Raw genomic sequence first — 22,298 nt, 5'->3', positions numbered from 1 at the left:
AACAACAACATAATGATTAAAACAGATATACTTATAATTGGAGCAGGCCCAACAGGTTTATTTGCCGTATTTGAGGCAGGATTGTTAAAATTAAAATGCCACATTTTAGATGCTCTTCCACAACCAGGAGGACAGCTATCAGAGTTATATCCAAAAAAACCAATTTATGATATTCCTGGATTCCCAGAAGTATTAGCAGGAGATTTAGTTGACGGTTTAATGGAGCAAATCAAACAATTTGAACCAGGGTTTACTTTAGGAGAACGTGCTGAAACAGTTGAAAAGCAAGAAGACGGAACATTCATTGTAACATCAAACAAAGGAACTAAATTCCATGCGCCAGTTATTGCAATCGCTGGAGGTTTAGGGAGTTTCGAGCCTCGTAAACCACTTATCGAAGATATCGAGTTTTATGAAGATAAAGGAGTAAAATACTTCATCAAAAATCCTGAGAAATTCAGAGATAAAAGAGTTGTTATTGCAGGAGGAGGAGATTCAGCATTAGACTGGAGTATCTTCTTAGCAAACGTAGCTTCAGAAGTAACTTTAATCCACAGAAGAAACGAATTTAGAGGAGCTTTAGATTCTGTAGAAAAAGTACAGGAATTAAAATCAGCTGGAAAAATTAAATTAATTACTCCAGCAGAAGTTATCGGAATCAATGGTGCTGAGCATGTTGAGTCATTAGATATCGAAGAAAATGGAGCGCACCGTAAAATCGACTGCGATTATTTCATCCCACTTTTCGGATTAACACCAAAATTAGGTCCAATTGGAGACTGGGGATTAGAAATCGAGAAAAATGCAATTAAAGTAAACAATGCATTAGATTACCAAACTAACATTCCGGGAATCTTTGCCATTGGAGACGTAAATACATACCCAGGAAAATTAAAGTTAATCCTTTGCGGTTTCCACGAAGCAACTTTAATGTGCCAAGCTGCTTATTCAATCATCAACCCAGGTAAAAAATATGTATTGAAATATACAACAGTTTCTGGTGTAGACGGTTTCGACGGAACTCGTAAAGAAGCTCCAAAAGCGGTTGTTAAGGCGATTGTCTAAGTTGCTAAGATTCTGAGATACTAAGACTCTAAGATTTATTATATAGAAAGCTCAAACTTTTAGTTTGGGCTTTTTTATTGAACAGAATTTTAAACTCAGTATCTTAGTAACTCAGAATCTTAGAATCTAAATATATGGCTTTCGAAGAAGATAATGCGAAGAGAATTAGAACGTTTCTCCAATATAAAGAAGCAGACTTTTTTGAAAAGAAAATGTTTGGTGGTATTGTTTTCATGGTAGATAACAAATTATGCTGTGGAACTCGTTTAGATAAAAAAGTTGGAGAAAATCTTTTGCTATGCAGAATAGATGATTCAGCTTATTTAAAGGCCATAGAAAGAGATGATGTGTTGCCAATGCCCAATGCCGAAAAGCCAATGAAAAACTATGTTTTTATTGCCGAAATTGGATGGACAAAAAATCAGGATATGGAGTATTGGCTTCAACTTTGTTTAGAGTTTAATCCTTTAGCAAAAGCAAGCAAGAAGAAATAAAAAAAACTTAGAAGCTTAGTATCTTAGAACCTCAGAACCTTAGAAAAAAAACATTTGCAAATCGAAACCCTATTTCATACCTTTGCACTGTTCTTAAAATTATTGTTCGTTATCACGAAAGGCGGAGGGATAGACCCGATGAAACCTTAGCAACCCTTTACCATAAAGAAGGTGCTAAATTCTACTTTATACGACATTTTCCAGTATTAAAGATAGATAACACAAATACACACTCGTATTTCTCAAAACTTTTCTCGATAACATATAATATTTACTGAAACAGATTCTGTATCAGGAGCGAATCATTGGCGCATTTTTGCAGTCAATAGTTCCCGCTTTACGTTGCAATCATTTTGCTTTTTAAAGAAAAAAGCAAAATAATTTCCACTTCAATCGGGGCTAATGAGCCGGCAATAGTGCACTTTTGGAATTAATGCGAAAAAAATATCCGAAGCAAACCTAACAGGTTTTAAAAACCTGTTAGGTTTAAACTTCACAATCATAATAAAAAACTTAGCATCTTAGAACCTTAGTATCTCAGAAGCTAAAAAAATAAGCCATGGCAATAACAATTCAAGAAGCAGTAAAAAAAAATATCCTAATCCTTGACGGAGCAATGGGAACAATGTTGCAGCGCTATAATTTCTCAGAAGAAGATTTTAGAGGAGAGCGTTTCAAAGATTTCCCGCATCCATTAAAAGGAAACAACGATTTACTATCCCTAACACAACCACAAGCAATCCGCGATGTTCATGCCGCTTATTATGAAGCTGGTGCTGACATTGTAGAAACCAATACCTTCTCAGGAACGACAATCGGTATGGCCGATTATCACATGGAAGATTTGGTTTACGAGTTAAACTACGAATCGGCAAAACTTGCACGCGAGGTTGCCGATGAGTTTACCGCAAAAAATCCGGAGAAACCACGTTTCGTAGCAGGCTCAATCGGACCGACAAACCGTACAGCAAGTATGTCACCAGATGTAAACGATCCGGGTTACAGAGCCGTAACATTTGACGATTTACGAATTGCGTACAAACAACAAGCAGAAGCTTTAATGGACGGTGGCTGTGATTTGCTTTTGGTAGAAACAATCTTCGATACATTAAACGCAAAAGCGGCACTTTTTGCGATTGAAGAAGTAAAAGAAGAACGTAATCTCGATATTCCAATCATGGTTTCAGGAACAATTACAGATGCTTCTGGAAGAACGCTTTCAGGACAAACAGTTGAAGCGTTTTTGATTTCAGTTTCACATATTCCGTTATTAAGTGTAGGATTCAATTGCGCTCTTGGAGCCGATTTATTGAAACCGTATTTAAAAACGTTAGCGCATAACACAAGCTTTAATGTGTCAGCACATCCAAATGCAGGATTACCAAATGCTTTCGGACAATATGATGAAACACCAGAACAAACTCAAGCTTTCATCAAAGAATATTTAGAGGATAATTTAATCAATATCATCGGAGGTTGTTGCGGAACAACGCCAGATCATATTAGATTAATGGCTGAGGTTGCGAAGGATTATAAGCCTAGGGTTGCGCCGGTTTTTGAATAATTTTCGCGAAGTTTAAAAATGAAGAAAATTTTGTTCTTGGAAAGCAAAAAATAATAGTAAAGCGAAATGAATAATTGGAAGACTATTTTTTTATTTATGATAGCTGGCTTACTAATATATGAAGTATACAAGAATGTTCAGCAAGATGATTATAGAAAATCTTTCAAAGGTGAAACAATTGCATTTATTTTTATACAGATCGAAAAATTTTAGGAAAAATTGGGAATAGATCACGTCATAGTAATTTATATAAAGAGATAAATAAGTTTTATAAAGTAAAATACGATTTGAATAAACCTGAAGAGAATGAAATTTTCTTAGAAGAAGAAGTGAAACCTGATTCTTTATCACTCGTTAAGGCGGGTTTTACTAAAACTAAATATTATGAATATGATAATGGTGTGACGGGTAAATATTTAGAAAAATCAAGATGGAAGTAAAAGTTCCACAGAAACGAAAGATTTTGTAGTAATGGAATTTATTCTGTTGAAAATAGAAATAAATATAAAAATTCGGTAAATATAAAAGTCTTATGAAACCGAGTTTGCGTGAGGGATAGAAGTGAAAAGCCCACAACCTGACGAAGGAAGAGCGAGGACTTGTAACGGATAGCCCGGTTCGCCACGGCGAAACACGCCCAAATTAAAATTGAAAACGTGAATACCTACAAGGTTTTGGAAACCTTGCAGGAAAAAAAATAGAATAAAAAAACTTAGCGCCTTAGAATCTTAGGCCCTTAGTAACTTTAAAAAGAAATGACAGAAAAAAGAAGAGACCTTGTATTATCAGGATTAGAACCGTTGATTATTACGCCGGAAAGTGTTTTCGTGAATGTTGGTGAGCGTACGAATGTAACAGGTTCAAGAAAATTCCTAAGACTAATCAAGGAAGAGAAATATGACGAGGCGCTTGATATTGCAAGACAGCAGGTAGAAGGTGGAGCACAAATCATCGATATTAATATGGATGAAGGAATGCTTGACGGAGTTACTGCAATGACTAAATTTTTGAATTTAATCGCTGCGGAACCAGACATTTCGAGAGTGCCGATTATGATCGACAGTTCGAAATGGGAAATCATTGAAGCAGGTCTAAAAGTAGTACAAGGTAAAAGCGTTGTCAACTCGATTTCGTTAAAAGAAGGAGAAGAAGCCTTTATTCACCACGCCAAATTAATCAAACGTTACGGAGCGGCGGCGATTGTTATGGCTTTTGATGAAGTTGGTCAGGCGGATAATTACGATCGTAGAGTGGAAATCTGTCAGCGTTCTTATGATATTTTGGTAAACAAAGTAGGATTCCCTCCGCAGGATATTATTTTCGATTTGAATATTTTCCCTGTTGCAACGGGAATGGAAGAGCATAGATTGAACGCTTTGGATTTCTTTAGAGGAACGAAATGGGTTCGCGAGAATCTTCCGCACGCTCATATTAGCGGTGGTGTGAGTAACGTTTCGTTCTCTTTTAGAGGAAACGATACGGTTCGTGAAGCGATGCACTCGGTGTTTTTATATCACGCAATTAAAAACGGAATGACGATGGGAATCGTTAATCCGGAGATGCTTACGATTTACGATGATATTCCGAAAGATTTATTAGAATACGTTGAAGATGTAATTCTGGATAGACGTGACGACGCAACCGAAAGATTGTTAGATTTTGCAGACAGCGTAAAAGGTGAAGCAAAAAGCGATGAAAAAACGGTTCAAGAATGGCGTTTTGGAACGGTTCAAGAACGTATTACACATTCGTTAGTAAAAGGAATCGATGCTTTTATTGAAGAAGATGTTGAAGAAGCACGTTTGGCTGCAACGAAACCAATTGAAGTTATTGAGATCAACTTAATGGCGGGAATGAATGTGGTTGGAGATTTGTTTGGAAGTGGAAAAATGTTCTTGCCTCAAGTAGTAAAATCGGCTCGTGTAATGAAAAAGGCCGTGGCTTATTTATTGCCATTTATCGAAGCGAGTAAACAAGCAGGGGACAAACAAGGAAACGGAAAAATCTTGATGGCAACCGTAAAAGGTGACGTTCACGATATTGGTAAAAACATCGTTTCGGTAGTTTTGGCTTGTAACAATTATGAGATTGTAGATTTAGGTGTAATGGTGCCTCCGGAAAAAATCATTGCAGCGGCGATTGAACATGAAGTAGATATTATTGGATTAAGCGGACTGATCACGCCTTCGCTTGACGAAATGGTATATTTAGCCAAAGAATTAGACAAACAAGATATTAAAATCCCGATTATGATTGGTGGAGCAACCACTTCGCGTGCGCATACTGCCGTGAAAATTGCACCTCAGTACAGAGAAACTGTAATTCACGTAAACGATGCTTCGAGAGCCGTTACCGTTGCAGGAAATCTGTTAGATCATAATAGAAAAATATATGCGGCAGATATTCGTGCAGAATATGATTCTTTTAGAGAAACATTCTTAAATCGTTCGAGAGATAAAAATTTCTTAACTATTGAAGATGCCCGCAAAAATAAATTACCATTGGATTGGTCGGAATACACGCCAACAAAACCAAAAGTAATTGGCGCGCAAACCATTGAAATAGAACTAGATGTTTTGGTTCCCTATATTGACTGGACACCATTTTTCCAGACTTGGGAATTGTATGGAAAATATCCTGCGATTCTAGTGGATGAGGTTGTGGGTAAAGAAGCGACTTCTGTTTTTAACGATGCTCAGGCGATGTTGAAAGTAATTTTAGCTGAGAAAAAACTAAAAGCAAAAGGTATTTACGGAATTTTCCCTGCGAATCAGGTAAATGACGATGATATCGAATTGCGTGATGAAAACGGAAAAGTTTTGGAGAAATTCTTGACGCTTCGTCAGCAATCGCAAAAAACAAAAGGCGCTCCAAATATCGCTTTAGCCGATTTTATTCTGCCAAAAGATAGTGGCGTAACTGATTATATGGGAGCTTTCTGCGTAACGACAGGTTTTGGTGTTGACGAATGGGCGGCTGAATATGAAAAGAATCTAGACGATTACAATTCGATTATGGTTAAAGCACTTGCCGATCGTTTTGCTGAGGCTTTCGCCGAATATCTTCACGAGAGAGTCCGTAAAGATTTTTGGGGTTATGACAGCGAAGAATCTTTAACCAACGAAGAATTGATCAAAGAAAGTTATAAAGGAATTCGTCCAGCTCCAGGTTATCCGGCTTGTCCAGATCACTTGGAAAAACCAACAATCTGGAAGCTTTTAGATGTTGAAAAACAAATTGGAGTGAAACTAACAGAAAGTATGGCAATGTGGCCAGCGTCATCGGTTTCAGGATATTATTTTGGAAACCCGAAAAGCCGCTATTTCGGACTCGGAAAAATAAAAGAAGATCAGGTTACAGATTATGCAAAACGCCGAAATGTACCACTTGATTACGCAATGAAATGGTTAAACCCTAATATAGCAGATTAAATTAGTCTAAAGTCAAAAGTCGTAAAGTCCGAAAGGAAAGACTTTAGACTTTAGGCTTTACAACTTTAAGACTTAATAATGAAAGTAACAGAACATATAGAAAACGCCAAAGGAAAAACATTATTCTCATTTGAAATTATTCCGCCTCAAAAGGGGAAAAGTATTCAGGAATTATATGATAATATTGATCCATTAATGGAGTTTAATCCACCGTTTATTGATGTAACGACTTCTCGTGAGGAGTATATTTACATTGATAAAGGCAACGGACTTTTGGATAAAAAATTGACTCGTATGCGCCCGGGAACGCTTGGAATTTGCGCTTCTATAAAACACAAATACAATGTTGATACGGTTCCGCATTTACTTTGCGGTGGATTTACCAAAGAAGAAACCGAGTATATGCTGGTTGACTGTCATTATTTAGGCATTAATAATGTAATGGCGCTTCGTGGTGACGCTATGAAAGATGAACAATCTTTCGTTCCAAAAGCTGGAGGAAATCATTATGCAATTGATTTAGTAAAACAAATTAAAGACTTAAATTGTGGACAATATCTGCACGAAGTAATCGATGCTGATAACAAAGCCGATTTCTGTATTGGAGTAGCAGGTTATCCAGAAAAGCACTTAGAATCTCCTTCTTTACAATCAGATTTAAAAAGATTAAAAGAAAAAGTTGATGCAGGAGCTGATTATGTAGTAACGCAGATGTTTTTTGATAATTCGAAATATTTTGCTTTCGTAGAAAAAGCAAGAGAAATGGGAATCACAATTCCGATTATTCCTGGAATTAAACCAATTGCCGTTCAAAGACATTTACAGGTTTTACCGCAAATTTTTAGAATCGATTTGCCAGAAGATTTAATCGATGCAGTAGACAAATGCAAAAATAACGCTGATATTAGACAAGTAGGAGTCGAATGGGCGATTCAGCAATCATTAGAATTAAAAGCAGCTGGAGTTCCTTTTTTACACTATTATTCGATGGGTAAATCTGAGAATATCCGCCAGATTGCAAGTCAGGTTTTTTAAGGTCTTTGTGAGGAACTTTGTCAAAGTTTAAAACTTTGACAAAGTTGTTGAGGTCTAGTTTATCATTTCTAAGAATGACAAAAAAATAATCTTCGAATTTGGATTTTGTTTAATTTAGAGTTTTAAAATTTTGCATTATGAAAAATGAAGAATTACAAGCCATAGCTTCTCAATTAAAGCATCCATCAGGAGAAAAAGGAATCGAAATGGGAAATATGATGAACGAAACGAACATCAATATGACCAAACATTCCATTCAAAATCTAAATATTTCAAAAGAGAATAAAATTCTAGAATTAGGCCATGGAAATGCAGGTCATGCTGAATTTCTTTTCGAACAAGCAGATAACCTAAAATATTACGGACTTGAAATGTCTGAATTAATGTTTAAGGAAGCGCGCCAGATCAATAGAAATTTCGTTTCTCAAAAACAGGCATTCTTTTCTATTTATGACGGAAATAGAATTCCGTTTGAAGACGAATCTTTCGATAAAATATTTACAGTAAACACCATTTATTTTTGGCAAAAGCCAGAAGATTTGCTTTCGGAAATCTACAGAGTTTTAAAACCAAACGGAAATTTCTGTCTGACTTTTGCTGAAGAAGATTTTATGAAAAAGCTTCCTTTTACTCAATTTGAATTTGAGCTTTACAGCACCGAGAAGGCGCAGCAATTAATAGAGAAAACAGCTTTTCAAATTGTTTATACTGAAACTCAGACCGAAAAGGTGAAAAGCAAAACCGGCGAATTGGTCGACAGAGCTTTTACTACAATTGTTCTAGAAAAATAATAAAAGAAAGAGTATTAGTTTTAATACTCTTTTTTTATTTAATTTTAATTCAAGTCTCTAATGCCTTTTACAAATAATGGAAATCAAAAAAATTAATTTTCTACAAAGTTATAGCAGTATCCTTTTGCTTCTTGGCGGAATTATCGTCGGAAGTATTTTTGGGTTAGTTTTTGGAGAAAAAGTTCTGGTTATAAAACCAATTGGAGATATTTTTCTGAATTTGCTTTTTACAGCAATTATTCCATTAATATTTTTTACTATCGGTTCTTCAATTGCAAATTTGGAACAAAAAGAAAAGTTAGGAAAACTGTTTTTTATAATGGTTTTGGTTTTTCTTTCAACGATTCTTATTTCTGCAATTGTAATGATTTTTGCTGTTTATCTTTTTCCAATTCATCAGGATATTGCTGTTGCAAAAGTTCCCTTTGAAAACATACAGTCAGGCTCTGTAGGCGATCAGATTGCTAAATTGGTTACTACAAATGATTTTTTCGAATTATTATCGAGAAAAAGTATGCTGGCGCTCATTATATTTTCGTTTTTAATTGGTTTTGCTACTTTACAATCGGGAGAAAAGGGAAATGCTTTCAAGAGTTTTCTAGACTCAGGTAATGAAGTTATGAAACAGCTGTTGAATATTATTATGAAATTTGCACCTATAGGATTAGGAGCTTATTTTGCTTATCAAGTTGGTATTTTCGGACCTCAGTTATTTGGAGTTTACACAAAACCTATGGCGGTTTATTATGCAGCCTGTATCTTTTACTTTTTTACATTTTTTAGTTTGTACGCTTTTATTGCTGGCGGAAAAAGAGCTTTTAAAGTCTTTTGGAGCAATAATATTACACCTTCTTTAACCGCAATAGGAACTTGCAGTAGTATTGCAACAATTCCGGCAAATTTGGATGCTGCACAAAAAATGGGAATTCCAGCACATGTTCGCAATTTGGTAATTCCGCTTGGAGCACCTTTACATAAAGATGGGTCGAGTATGTCATCTATCTTAAAAATCACTTTTTTGTTTGCCATGTTTGGAAAAGATTTTACAGAACCATCAACTATTCTTTTGGCATTAGGAATCACTATAATTGTTTCGATTGTCGAAGGCGGAATTCCAAATGGCGGTTATATTGGAGAAGTTTTAGCCATTACCGTTTATGGTTTTCCAATGGAACAAGCCTTGCCGGTTGCTATGATTTTAGGAACATTAGTTGATCCAATTGCGACTTTGCTAAATGCAAATGGTGATGTAATTGCTTCCATGGTAGTTTCTAGATTCTCTGAAAAAACGAAATGGGATTAAATTTTATAAAGAAATTACGTATTAGTAGATAATACTTTTATATACATCGAGATTTTGTATTGATTAGTCTAAAACATTAATGTAATGACTTATTAAACAGTAGTTTTACCGAGTAATTGATTTATTTTGAAAGGTAAAACTTTTTTTGTTGTATTTCTATTTATTGTCTGCTTCCATGTGCACGCTCAGCTGTGCACAGGAAGTTTAGGCGATGCCGTTGTTAAAATTGATTTCGGTACTGGTACTTCATCACATGGAACTGCTTTAGGAACTGGAATTACAAGTTATACTTATACAACAGCAGATTTTCCCAATGATGGTTCTTATACCATAGAAAAAACAACTAACACACCAGGAACTTGGTGGACTACAACAGATCATACCGGTGGAGGATATATGATGGTAGTTAATGCAAGTCTTTCTACAACCGATTATTTTTATAAAAATACCGTTACGGGACTTTGCCCAGATACTACATATGAGTTTGCTGCGTGGATTATGAATTTATTGCGATCAAATGATACTAGTCCGCCCAATATTACTTTCACAATTGAATCAACTTCTGGAACTATATTAGGAACTTACAATACTGGAGATATTGGTTTAAGTTCTAGTGCTGTCTGGAAACAGTATGGCTTTTACTTTACAACACCTACAGGCATTTCTACAGTTGTAATTAGAATGCGAAACAATAAAGCAGGAGCAGCGCCTGGAAATGATATTGCTTTGGACGATATTACTTTTCGTGCCTGCGGTCCGACAGTTACTTCATCAGTACAAAACAATACAAATACGAATTTAACAATTTGTCAAGGCGATACACAAAGTTATACACTTGCTGGAGCAGTTTCTTCAGGATATTCAAATCCAGCTTACCAGTGGCAGGTTAGCAGCGATAACGGAACAACTTGGATTGATATTTCGGGCGCAAATGCACTAACTTATACTTTTGTTCCCAATTCTACAGCTGGGACTTACTTGTATCGCATGGCGGTAGCACAAAGCAGTAATATTTCATCGACTACTTGTAGAGTCGTGTCAAATACTATTAGTTTTAAAATCAATGAAAGTTCCATTGCCCCAACTTTCACGACAGTGCAACCAACATGCGATGTACCCAGTGGAACTATTATTATTGCTACAACAGCCAATACGACTTATAGTATTGATGGGACGAATTATCAAACATCGGGTATTTTTTCTGGTTTGTCGGGAGGCGATTATAAGGTTACTACAAAATTAAATACAGGCTGTGCTTCGACTCCTGTAGTGGCACATATAAATTCTGTAGCTTCATCAAATGCGACTCCTTTATTTTCGGTTACACAGCCTGTAATTTGTTCGAATCCTTTAGGATCAATTACAATTACAAGCATCGATTATGAGTATAGTTTTGACAATGGCACAACATGGTCAACGAGTAACTATAAAATAGGTTTAGAAGCAGGAGACTATCAGATTAAAACTAGAAATAGTTCTAATTGCGAAACTACAGCAGTGTTGGTTTCTATTTTGGTACCACCGGGTTATCCGCCAACTCCAGCAGTTTCGATTGTACAGCCAGATTGTATTTCAGCAACAGCAACAATTACAATTTCTGATTCGGCTTCAGCGTATAGTTTTGATAACGGACTAACTTGGGGAGTTTCAAATTCAAAGAATAATTTAGTTCCAGGAATTTATAAGGTTTTGATAAAAAACAATTTAGGTTGCATTTCATTGTTGCCAAATGAAGTTGAAATAAAGACTTACATTAATCAAGAGCCGCTTGTTACAGCTGTGAGTCCGCAACTTTTCTGCCTACAGCAAAATGTAACATTGAGTGATGTTAGTGTTACGGGACAAAACATCAAATGGTATGATGCTCAAACAAATGGAAACTTATTGCCCAATACTACTATTTTGCAAAACAAAACATATTACGCTTCTCAAACTATTGCTGTTTGCGAAAGTGAAAGAACTCCAATTGCGATCAATATTCAAAATACTCCAGCTCCAACAGGTGATTTACAGCAAGATTTTTGTACCACTCAAAAACCAACAATCGCAAACTTAACAGTTGCAGGAACCAATATAGTTTGGTATGATAGTATATCAAACGGAGTAGTTTTATCTTCTTCAACAAGTTTAACAAATGGGGCAACCTATTATGCTTCTCAGACTATAAATGGCTGTGAAAGTGTAAGCCGTCTGACAGTCTCGGTTTCTATAGTTGCCCCATCTTTAGCATTTAATAATATTTCGGCTAATGTTTGCGATGAATTAAATAATGGATCTGAAGTTATAAATCTAAAGAGTTATAATAATCAGATAGCAGAATGCAGTTCATGTACGTTTACCTACTATACGACTTTATCTGGAGCAGAAAATCAAACAGTATCGAATCAAATTACAGATGAAACTAGTTATACTTTATCAGCTGGCACAACATTAATTTATGTTCGAATTGATTCTAATGATAAATGCTATCAAATTGCTGAATTAAATTTAACATTAGTAAATGGGCCTATCATCGCAATTTCTGATGTCGTTTCGTTATGCCAAAATAAAGAGGTTGAGGTTCATGCAGGTTCTGGTTTTGATAGTTATTTATGGTCAACGAAAGCTACGACAGAATCGATAATCATTACAGAAGCTGGCTCGTATTCTGTGATGGTTACACAAAATCACGGTGGTGTTATTTGCTCATCTACGAAAGATTTTCAGGTAAAACTCTCGAATACTGCTACAATCAAGAATCTTGCTGTCAAAGATTGGACAGATGCTGACAATAGTATTGAAGTTGAATTAGCAGACACAAGTCTTGGTAATTACGAATATTCAATTGACGGAAACACTTATCAAGACAACAACATTTTCTCAGGATTAACAACAGGAGATTACATTGTTTATGTTCGAGATAAAAACGGCTGTGGAACTGTAAATCAAGAAGTCTTTTTATTGAATTATCCAAAGTTTTTTACTCCGAATCAAGACGGTTACAATGATACTTGGGGGATAAAGTTCTCTGAAACAGAACCAGAAATCAATACTAAAATATTTGATAGATACGGAAAATTCATAAAAGAACTGAATGCTTATACTTCTTGGGACGGAAAACTCAACGGAATAGATTTGCCAGCAACAGATTATTGGTTTGTAGTGACAAGAGCAAATGGCAAGATTTATAAGGGACACTTCACTTTAAAACGCTAAAAAAAGTTTATTTCGCTATAAATCTAAGGGCAATTATTCATTAAATTAGATGAAAAATTAGTTTAATAGAAAAATGAATTCAATACTAAAGCAAGATCTCGACAATTTTGAGAATATCTTAGAAAAAACAAAACAACAAGGGATTGATTTTCTGAATGACATAGAAAATATTCCAACTTCAAACACTTATACAATTAATCCCAAAACAGCTTTAAACGAATTAGGATTAGGCTCGATTGAAGCTTTAAGAGAATTCAACGAAAGATTAGCTCCTTTGATGGTTTCTTCTCCAGGACCAAGATATTGGGGCTTTGTAACAGGTGGTTCAACTCCAGCATCTATCGTGGGCGACTGGTTGGCATCTATTTACGATCAAAACACTCAGGCTGTAAAAGCACAAGGTGGTGCTTCGGCATTAATAGAGTTTGAGACAATCAATTTATTGCTGCAGCTGTTAGATCTTCCGGACACATTTTTAGGCGGATTTGTGACAGGCGCTACCATGTCAAACTTTACATCTCTTGGTGTTGCCAGACAATGGTTTGGTAAGCAATTCGGGAAAGATTTCGCTAAAGACGGAATTTCAGAAACTGTCAACATTCTAACAGCAACGCCGCATTCTTCTTCTATAAAATGTTTATCGCTTTTAGGAATTGGAAGCCAAAATTATACAACTGTAAAAACAATCGAAGGAAATCGTGAAGCTCTTGATATTGTTGATTTGGAAGAAAATATAAAGAAGTTAGAAGGAAAACCTTTCATCTTGATTTCTAGCGCGGGAACTGTAAATACTGCCGATTTTGACGATTTTGAAGCAATTGCTGCATTAAAAGAAAAGTACAATTTCTGGTGGCATATTGATGGCGCTTTCGGTGGATTTGCAGCGGTTTCAGATAAATATAATCATTTGGTAAAAGGTTGGGAAGGAGCAGACAGTATTACGATTGATTGTCATAAATGGCTGAATGTGCCTTATGAGAGTGCTTTCTTTTTAATTAAAAAAGATCATATTAACCTGCAAGTTGAAACATTTCAAAATTCTAATGCACCATATTTAGGAAATCCGTTAGAAAATTTTAATTATCTAAACGTACTTCCTGAAAATTCGCGTCGTTTACGTGCATTACCAGCTTGGTTTTCGCTTAAAGCGTATGGAAAAGAAGGTTTCAAAGATCTTATTGAAGGCAGTATAGCATTGGCTTTGCACTTTGGAAATGCTTTAATCGAAAATGATTTTGAACTATTAGCGCCAATACGTTTAAATAATGTTTGCTTTACGCTAAAAGGAAAACACAATCAAGACAAAGTAAACCAGTTTCTATCTGCGTTGAATGATACTGGAAAAGTATTTATGACACCAACAATTTATCAAAACAAAAAAGGGATTAGAGCCTCTTTTGTAAATTGGCGAACAACCGAAAAGGATATCAAATTAGTGATTGAAGAAATGAAGCAAACGATTTTAGATATGGAAATCTAATAATTAAAGATCTATTTTAAGAGCCCGCTTATTTTAAAGCGGGCTTTTTTATGTCTTTTATTTTGGATTTCATTTAAAAAAGATAGAAATATTTAACTCTTCAGGTTATATTTTTTAATGTAATATTAATTTAATCTTAATTATTTCTTAAGAAAGAATATATTTTTTATTGATTTCTATTTTTTAAAGTTAAATAATACTTTTATTTAGAATAATTAAAAATAGTATTGTAAAAGCCTGCTGAAGGCCTTAAATTTGGAGCACTTTAATTTTCAAATTCAAAAAATTATAATGCAACTATCTAGATTATTGCTCTTGCTTACAATTCTGTTAATTTCATTTCAAGGGTATTCACAAAAAAACAAATCGAGTTTAAGCGGGGTCATTTTAAATGCTGGGAAACCGCAGGAAGGAGTTTCGGTTGCGCTGAAAGGAACTCCTTATGCTACACTAACTAATAGTAAGGGAGAATATAAATTTACGCTTGCACCTGGCAACTATACATTAGTAGTTGCATATACAGGTTATAAAGCTACAGAAATAGCAATAATTGTAAAAGAGAGCGCTAAAACTCTTGAAGATATTACCATTGAAGAAGATATGGCAGCTTTAAATGAAGTAGCTGTAACAGGTAAATCTAAAGTACAGCGTGTTAGGGAACAGGCTTATAATATTACCGCAGTTGATCTTAAGAAAACCTACAATACCTCTGCAGATTTAAATCAGGTTTTGAATAAAACAACTGGAGTTCGTATTCGCGAATATGGAGGATTGGGTTCTGCATTTAATTTTTCTCTAAATGGATTTTCAGGAAGTCAGGTTAAGTTTTTCTTGGATGGAGTGCCTATGGACAGTTATGGATCTGCACTTACATTGAATAACATTCCAGTAAATATGGCAGAAAGAATTGATGTTTACAAAGGAGTTGTGCCAATAGAATTAGGAGCTGATGCGTTGGGAGGAGCTGTAAATATTGTAACCAACAAAAATGTAAACCGTTATATCGATGCTTCATACAGTTATGGTTCGTTTAATACGCACAGAGCCGCTGTAAATACGAGATTTTCTGGTAGAGATGGTTTTATAGCCAACATTAATGCATTCGCTAATTACTCTGATAATGATTATAAAGTTGATGTAAGTGTGGTAGATAAAAATACTTCTAAATTTTTGCCAGAACAAAAATATAAGCATTTCCATGATGGATATAAGTCGGGTACAGTAATGGCTGAAGCAGGATTTAAGAATAGAAATTTTGCAGATTATTTGCTTGTTGGTTTTGCGATGGCAGGAAACAAGAAAGAAATTCAACAGGGAAGAACCATGCAGAAAGTTGTTGGACAAGCTTTTACAGACAGTCAAAGTTTTATCACATCTTTAAAATATAAAAAAGACAATCTTTTTACTAAAGGTTTGTCTTTGAATATTAATTCTACATATGCTCTAGTAAACAACCGCTCTATCGATACTTCGTCGAGAGTTTATGATTGGACTGGAAATTACGTTTACAGGCAGTTTGCCAATGCTGGAGATAAAGGAGAATTGGGCAACAAAACAATTTATGTATACGATGAGGCAAATGCGCAATTCACATCCAATTTGAAATATCAGTTAAATAACCAACATTCCGTTGCTTTAAATTATACTTATCTAGCATATAAAAGAAAGGCAACTGAAGAGTTTCAAAAAGTTGTCGATCTTGGTGAACCTACTATCGATAAAGGCATTTTAGGTTTTGGATACAATTTTAGTGGTCTGGATAACCGACTTGCAATTTCTGCTTTTGGTAAGATGTACGATCTGTCAACCAAAATGGTTACCAATTCGATTAGCCAATCTGCATCGTCAAATAATTATGGCTATGGAGCTACTTCTGCTTATCATTTGTCGGATAAATTTCAAATAAAAGGATCATTTGAACATGCTTATCGCTTGCCATCAGCGACAGAAATGCTAGGTGACGGATTAACAATCAACAGTAATATTGGCTTGAAACCGGAAAGTAGTGATAATGCAAATTTTGGATTGGCATTTCTTACTCAACAAACCAAAAATCATTTTAGTGCCGAAACAAGTTTGATATACAGACAAGCAAAAGATTTTATCAGAGAGAAACAAGACGGAGATAAAACCGTTTATGAAAATCTTCAAAATGTACAAATAACGGGTATCGACGGAGTTTTTAGATATGGATATAAAGATCTGCTTACTTTCGAAGTAAATGGTACTTATCAAAAAAGTCTTAACAAAAATAAATTTAAATCTGGAACAGCAATTCCAGATGCGCTATATGACGCACAATTGCCAAACGTTCCAATCTTTTTTGGAAATGCCGATCTGACTTTCAATTTTAAAAATGTCAAATATAAAGGAGATCGACTTTCTCTAAACGCAAGTGCAAATTATATAGACGATTTTTATCTGACTTGGCCAGTTTTAGGAAGTCTAGAAACTAAAAAGGCAATTCCAGAACAATTTACTCAAAATGCAATGGTTGCATATTCTTTCTTAAACGGAACATATAATCTGGCTTTTGAGTGCCGAAACATTACTGATGTAAAGGTGTACGACTATTTTAAAGTTCAAAAGCCAGGACGTTCCTTCTCAGTTAAGTTTAGATACTTTCTTCAATAATTTAAAATAATAATAACCCTTAATACTTTTAATCATGTTTGTAAACAAATTTGCAAAATGCTTTGCATTGGCTTGTCTGTCACTTTCTATTTTTTCATGTAGTAGTGATAATAATGATTCGACCGAACCAACCGAACCAACGGTAAATGGTACTAAATATGTTGCCTCTTATTGGCTTGACGATTATACACAGTATATTCTTGATTTTAATTCTATAGATCAGTTAATGACTGGCGAAATCAGTGCTAAAGGAGTTGGAATTGAACAAAACGGATCTTGTTTTCCTATCGAAAATACATTTTTTGCTTTAAGTACTGATGATGAAGGAGCTGCTTCTTTTAAACTTAACAGCAGTGGAAAACTTATACAAGCAGGAAAACTAGCTTTTGAATCGTCTTATGCTGTTGGTTATACAGATGACAAAAAACTAGTCAATATTGGTGCAACTTGGGACGGAAGTTCATCAGATTACGAACTTATGATTTACAATCCTGCAACTGTTTCTATAGAAGGACGTAAGTTTAATGATTTTGCTGTAGACCCAGCTAACAAAAAAGTTTTATACTGGCCAACTGGAGTTGCTGTATCAGGAGATAAACTTTTTGTTCCTGTTTACACTAAAGATGTAACAGACGGAACAAATAAAGTATTATCATCTGATGCGACTGTTAGAATTTACAAATATCCTTCTTTAGAATATGTTACAACAATAAAAGATACTAGAACAACTGCAATTGGAATGTATTATACAAATACCGGAATTGTTCAGACAGAATCTGGAGATGTTTATACATTTTCATCTAATGCACGTGCAGGAGGATATCCTGTTACAACTGCTGCTTCAGGAATTTTACGCATCAAAAAAGGAGATGCAAAGTTTGATCCAGGTTATTTCTTCAATTTAGAAGAAAGTACATTAAAAGGAAAAGTTCTTGCAGCTTATCCATTAGGCGGAGAAAAAGTTTTCATTTCTTATATTCCTAATGATGTAGATGCTGTTAATGCAGTTTACAGTTTCTTAAATACAAAAACAATTTTCAAGTCGGCTATTTTAGATTTATCAAATAAAACTATTCTTGCTGTAACAGGCTTGCCTGATCATGGTGGAGATGAGTTTTTTGGGTTAGGAAGTTTGCTTGTAGATAACGGAAAAGCATACAAAAGTTTTGTTACAGGAGACGAAGCACGTGTTTATCAAATCGATATCGCGACTGGTGTTGCAAAAGCTGGAGCTCTTATCAAAGAAGGCCTTTATTTGCCTACAATTGGTAAACTTACATATTAATTTTATACATTAAAAAATGGCTTGAGGCATTATTAACATAATCCTCAGGCCATTTTGTTTTTACACTTTTTTGTAATCTTCTCAAATTTAAATTGCAATGAATATTTTTAAAAAACGTTTAAATAAACCTCCAAATAAAGGAAAATCAAGATTCAGTAAAATCAATGCTTGGCTGCATCTGTGGCTCGGACTTGCTTCTGGAATTGTAGTTTTTATAATGGGAATTACAGGCTGCATTTTGGTTTTTGAACATGAAATAAAAGAACTAACTTCTCCGTGGCTTAAAGTTGAAGCTCAAAGTGCAGATAGAGTTTTGCCTCCTTCTAAAATATATGCTGCTGTTAAGAAAGAATTGCCAGGAAAAGACATTCACGGCTTATGGTATAACGGTTTAGATAAAACAATAAAAGTTGATGTTGCATCTGATTCTTTGATTTATGTAAACCCTTATAATGGAAAAATAACCGGAATGGTTGATCATGAAGATTTTTTTCATGAAATTGATGAAGGACACCGTTATGTTTGGTTGGGTAGAGAAGTAGGAACTGCAGTAACATCTTGGGCAACTTTAATTTTCTTCTTTTTATTGATAAGCGGTATTATTTTATGGTTTCCTAAAAAGTGGAATAAAACAACCATCAATAATAGTTTCAAAATTAAATGGAGTGCCAAATTTAAAAGGCTTAATTATGATTTGCATAATGTTTTAGGGTTTTACTCGCTTCTTTTAGCATTTTTGATTGCGTTAACAGGTTTAATCATGAGTTTTCATTGGGTAAGAGAAAGCACCTACTGGATTACTGGAGGTTTTAGCAATGAAAAAGAAAAGAAAGAAGTTGTTGCTGAAATAAAATCGGATACACTTTTAAAACCTAAGTATGATATGCTGACTTCTGCGGATATTATTTTTAATCGAGTTCGTAAAGAAATTGCGAAGCAGAATCATGAGGCCGTAATTATTCATTTTCCAGATGAACCGAAAGATAATTTTTACGCATGTACCGATATGCACAACGGGAATTGGAGAGATTTATATTTTGATCAGAAAACACTAGAATTGCTTCCAAATTCTAAAAAATATATAGGAGATGAGAAATTCCACGATTGGATGAGTCGTTCAAATTATAGCCTTCATGTTGGCGCAATTGGCGGAATAACAACCAAAATTCTCTATTTTACAGCAAGTTTAATCTGCGCGAGTTTACCTATTACCGGTTTTTATATTTGGTGGGGAAGAAAGAAGAAAACAAAGAAAAGCTAGCCGTTACAATTGTTTTTTGAAGAGTCTTTTTGAAGTGAAATAAGCTTTAAAAGGACTTTTTTTATGCTCTTAATCGAAAGATTTTTACGAAAGTGTGTTTATATCTTTAAAAAGCAAAAGATTTAATTTTAAGGATTTTAGAATGTAAATGATTCTGAATTTAATTGCGCTTTAATAGTTAAATGACAGCTTGTATCGGTAAAATTTAAAGAGCGAATAATTTCAGAAGTTTCTATAATTAGAAAAATTAGTGAATTGTTTCATCTGTTTACTATTGCTAAGGTTGCAACAATAAAACTAAGCACATTATTAAATGTAGAAGAGCCTGTTTGAAGGAACAGGCTCTTAACTAACACAAAAAAAAACAAAAAACAAGGTATTTAAAGAACGAATTTTATATACGGTATGTAAATGCAATTGTCGCAATACGATTATCTAAATCATATTTTTTATCAATAGTAGTTTGCGCAACTGCCGATTTAATGTAGAAATTATTAGTATTGAAAACATCAGTAAAATTGAGTTTGATGCTTCCTTTTTTGGCTAAAACTTGTTTAGATATTCCGATGCTAAAATCAAAGAAACCATCTCTTTGGTAAATTCCAAGATTAGATTTTGATTGATATTGTGCATTTCCTTCTGCTTTCAAGGTTTCGGTTATAGTAAAAGAATTTTGAATACTCAGATTTACTGTCATTATAGGATCAATAGTATTACTGTTTAAAATCTCTCCCATAAATTTGTTCTCAAAAACATTAAATAAAGTGTTTACAGACCACCATTTGTTTAACTCAGCCGTATTGGTAATATTAACTCCGTAATTGTATGATTTGTCAACATTTATTTGAGTTGTAATCGTTGTATTGGTGTCAGGATTATAATTGTACACTTCTGTAAAAACATCTTTAGTGCTATTAAAATAAAGAGAAGCCATAAAATTGCTTTTCCAAGCGTAGCCAATTTCCATAGCATGTGTAATCTCTGGAATCAAGTTTGGATTTCCTTGCGAATAATTGAATGAATCATCGTAAAAACGAAACGGATTCAAATCAAACTGGCTTGGTCTATTGATTCTTTTACTGTAAGATGCATGTGCAGAATGATTGCTTGTAAATTCATATTTTAAGGAAAGACTCGGAAACCATTTCAAATAATCATCTTTATGCTCTTCATTTAGAGTTTTCTGATCGATATTGATTGCCGTGTATTCGCTTCTTAAACCAGCCTGAATGTTTAATTTTTCTAACTGATATTTGTAATTTGCATAAGCAGCATAAATCTGTTCGTTATATTCAAAATGATTGGTCGAATTAAAATCGATAAGCCATTGGTTGTTTTCATAATATTCATAAACCGATGGATTATCATTGTTTTTAATGCTGGCTTTAAAACCCCACTCAATAGATTGTTTTTCCTTGAACGGATTTACAAAATCGACTTTTCCTGTAAAAACTCTTAATTGAGAAGGAATATAACCGCGACGATCGTTTACAACAGTAGCGTTTGCAGTATTATCGGCACTCTGGAACTGATTAGATCTAAACTTTGAAGTTTCGTATTCAAAATCAAAAATCATATTTTTTCCTTCGTCATTAAATTTATGCGTACCAGAAAAAGCATACGTATAATCAAACCATTTTTCTTTACTGTCATTATAAGTCAAGGCATCAAAAATGAGCTGATTTGTAGTATTAAAGACCTTATTTGTTCCGTCTGCCATATTTTGATAGCGTCCAATTTTAGCGTCTACATAAAGCTCTAAATTGGTTTTGGGCGAAACCTCGTATTGCGTTCCAATTTTAAAATTATTAGAAGTCAAAGGCTCATCTGTAATAGAAGTCTGGTGATTTGTAGAAGCAATTTCTTGATGTGTAAGACTTGTATATTGAGTCTGATTGAATGTCTTATGCTCTTCTTCGCCACGGAAAGTATAACTGTAATTTCCGAAAACGCCCCATTTATCTTTATTGTAATTTAAATTGAAACCAGAATTAGTTCTGTTTTTTCGCCCTCTTCCGTAACTCGCAAAAGCAGTTCCTTTTAAACCCGAAGCGTTTGGCTTTTTAAGAATGATATTGATAATACCCGCTTTTCCAGCCGCATCATATTTAGAAGAAGGGTTTGTAATTACTTCAATTTGTTTGATATTGGATGAAGTTGTAGCTTTTAAATAATTAGCTAATTCTTTCTGCGAAAGCTGTGTTAATTTACCGTTTATCATTACAGCAACACCTTGTTGTCCGCGAATAGACAAATCGCCATCTTGCGAAACCACAACGCCTGGCGCACGCGACAAAACGTCAAGAGCAGTTCCGCCTTCAGACACGATGCTGTTTTCTACATTAAAAACAAGACGATCTGATTTTTGAGTGTAAAGTACTTTCTTTTTACTAATCACAATTTCATCTAAAGCATTTATAGTTGTTTCAACAATACTATCAGTTTCTTTTTCTGTTTGAGAATATCCATCATATACCGAAAAAGCAAGCATAAGAGAGGTTATAATTTTTTTCATGTTGTTTGAATTTGGCCTTATTCTAAACCGAGATTTAGAACATAATAATCTTTGTAATTTTTAAAATCAGAATTTATCGCAATACAATTTGTTCTAATTTGTCTGAAAACTTTTTTCGAAGATTTATTACTTGGTTAGGAACAACAGAAATAAGTTTTTTAAGGATAAGGAGGATACGTAACATACCGTGGCATTTAAAATTTGATTTGCCAAATATAATACTATTTATAACAAGTCTAAATAAA

Annotated in this window: 14 protein-coding genes and 1 riboswitch; of the genes, 13 read left to right on the top strand and 1 reads right to left on the bottom strand. The window is 34.4% G+C overall.

From position 1 onward, the window contains the following. Positions 1 to 12: 12 nt before the first annotated feature. The 13 genes from JC605_RS01900 (at position 13) to JC605_RS01840 (ending at position 19,538) form a co-directional block, all read left to right on the top strand. A complete protein-coding gene (locus tag JC605_RS01900) occupies positions 13 to 1,065 on the top strand; it encodes an NAD(P)/FAD-dependent oxidoreductase (protein ID WP_177211081.1) in 1,053 nt (350 codons plus the stop codon). Between the two features lie 134 nt (positions 1,066 to 1,199). Then, positions 1,200 to 1,559 carry a TfoX/Sxy family protein gene (locus tag JC605_RS01895; protein ID WP_198854625.1) on the top strand — a complete coding sequence of 120 codons (360 nt, stop codon included), beginning with the start codon at positions 1,200 to 1,202 and terminating at the stop codon, positions 1,557 to 1,559. Between the two features lie 106 nt (positions 1,560 to 1,665). Then, positions 1,666 to 1,782, top strand: a riboswitch (SAM riboswitch). Between the two features lie 336 nt (positions 1,783 to 2,118). Further along, positions 2,119 to 3,123: a homocysteine S-methyltransferase family protein gene (locus JC605_RS01890; RefSeq protein ID WP_198854624.1), complete on the top strand. Its 1,005-nt coding sequence runs from the start codon at positions 2,119 to 2,121 to the stop codon at positions 3,121 to 3,123. A gap of 287 nt (positions 3,124 to 3,410) precedes the next feature. Beyond that, the gene (locus JC605_RS01885) at positions 3,411 to 3,563 is read left to right on the top strand and encodes a hypothetical protein (RefSeq protein WP_198854623.1); all 153 of its coding nucleotides are present in this window, start codon (positions 3,411 to 3,413) and stop codon (positions 3,561 to 3,563) included. A 315-nt stretch (positions 3,564 to 3,878) separates the two neighbouring features. Beyond that, complete coding sequence (metH, locus tag JC605_RS01880; RefSeq protein ID WP_198854622.1) at positions 3,879 to 6,554, top strand: methionine synthase; 2,676 nt, start codon at positions 3,879 to 3,881, stop codon at positions 6,552 to 6,554. A 78-nt stretch (positions 6,555 to 6,632) separates the two neighbouring features. Further along, positions 6,633 to 7,589 carry a methylenetetrahydrofolate reductase [NAD(P)H] gene (gene metF, locus JC605_RS01875; RefSeq protein WP_198854621.1) on the top strand — a complete coding sequence of 319 codons (957 nt, stop codon included), beginning with the start codon at positions 6,633 to 6,635 and terminating at the stop codon, positions 7,587 to 7,589. A gap of 137 nt (positions 7,590 to 7,726) precedes the next feature. Further along, complete coding sequence (locus JC605_RS01870) at positions 7,727 to 8,380, top strand: class I SAM-dependent methyltransferase (protein WP_198854620.1); 654 nt, start codon at positions 7,727 to 7,729, stop codon at positions 8,378 to 8,380. A 76-nt stretch (positions 8,381 to 8,456) separates the two neighbouring features. Then, positions 8,457 to 9,683 (top strand): dicarboxylate/amino acid:cation symporter, encoded by a 1,227-nt coding sequence (locus JC605_RS01865; protein ID WP_198854619.1) that lies wholly within the window; start codon positions 8,457 to 8,459, stop codon positions 9,681 to 9,683. 177 nt (positions 9,684 to 9,860) lie between these two features. Beyond that, positions 9,861 to 12,878, top strand: coding sequence for a T9SS type B sorting domain-containing protein (locus JC605_RS01860; RefSeq protein WP_198854618.1), 3,018 nt, complete (start codon positions 9,861 to 9,863; stop codon positions 12,876 to 12,878). Positions 12,879 to 12,951: 73 nt separating this feature from the next. After that, positions 12,952 to 14,358 carry a pyridoxal-dependent decarboxylase gene (locus tag JC605_RS01855; protein ID WP_198854617.1) on the top strand — a complete coding sequence of 469 codons (1,407 nt, stop codon included), beginning with the start codon at positions 12,952 to 12,954 and terminating at the stop codon, positions 14,356 to 14,358. A gap of 291 nt (positions 14,359 to 14,649) precedes the next feature. After that, positions 14,650 to 16,992 (top strand): TonB-dependent receptor, encoded by a 2,343-nt coding sequence (locus JC605_RS01850; RefSeq protein WP_233074010.1) that lies wholly within the window; start codon positions 14,650 to 14,652, stop codon positions 16,990 to 16,992. Positions 16,993 to 17,026: 34 nt separating this feature from the next. Then, positions 17,027 to 18,277, top strand: a complete 1,251-nt coding sequence (locus JC605_RS01845; protein ID WP_198854616.1) for a DUF4374 domain-containing protein — start codon at positions 17,027 to 17,029, stop codon at positions 18,275 to 18,277. A gap of 97 nt (positions 18,278 to 18,374) precedes the next feature. Next, positions 18,375 to 19,538, top strand: coding sequence for a PepSY domain-containing protein (locus JC605_RS01840; protein WP_198854615.1), 1,164 nt, complete (start codon positions 18,375 to 18,377; stop codon positions 19,536 to 19,538). Positions 19,539 to 19,932: 394 nt separating this feature from the next. Here JC605_RS01840 and JC605_RS01835 read toward each other — a convergent pair whose 3' ends face one another. Then, entirely contained in the window at positions 19,933 to 22,053 is a 2,121-nt protein-coding gene (locus JC605_RS01835; RefSeq protein WP_198854614.1) for a TonB-dependent receptor domain-containing protein, read from the bottom strand. Between the last annotated feature and the right edge of the window lie 245 nt (positions 22,054 to 22,298).

The organism is Flavobacterium sp. IB48, from assembly GCF_016405855.1.
GTDB lineage: Bacteria > Bacteroidota > Bacteroidia > Flavobacteriales > Flavobacteriaceae > Flavobacterium > Flavobacterium ginsengisoli.
This window is presented reverse-complemented; position numbering and strand designations above follow the sequence as displayed.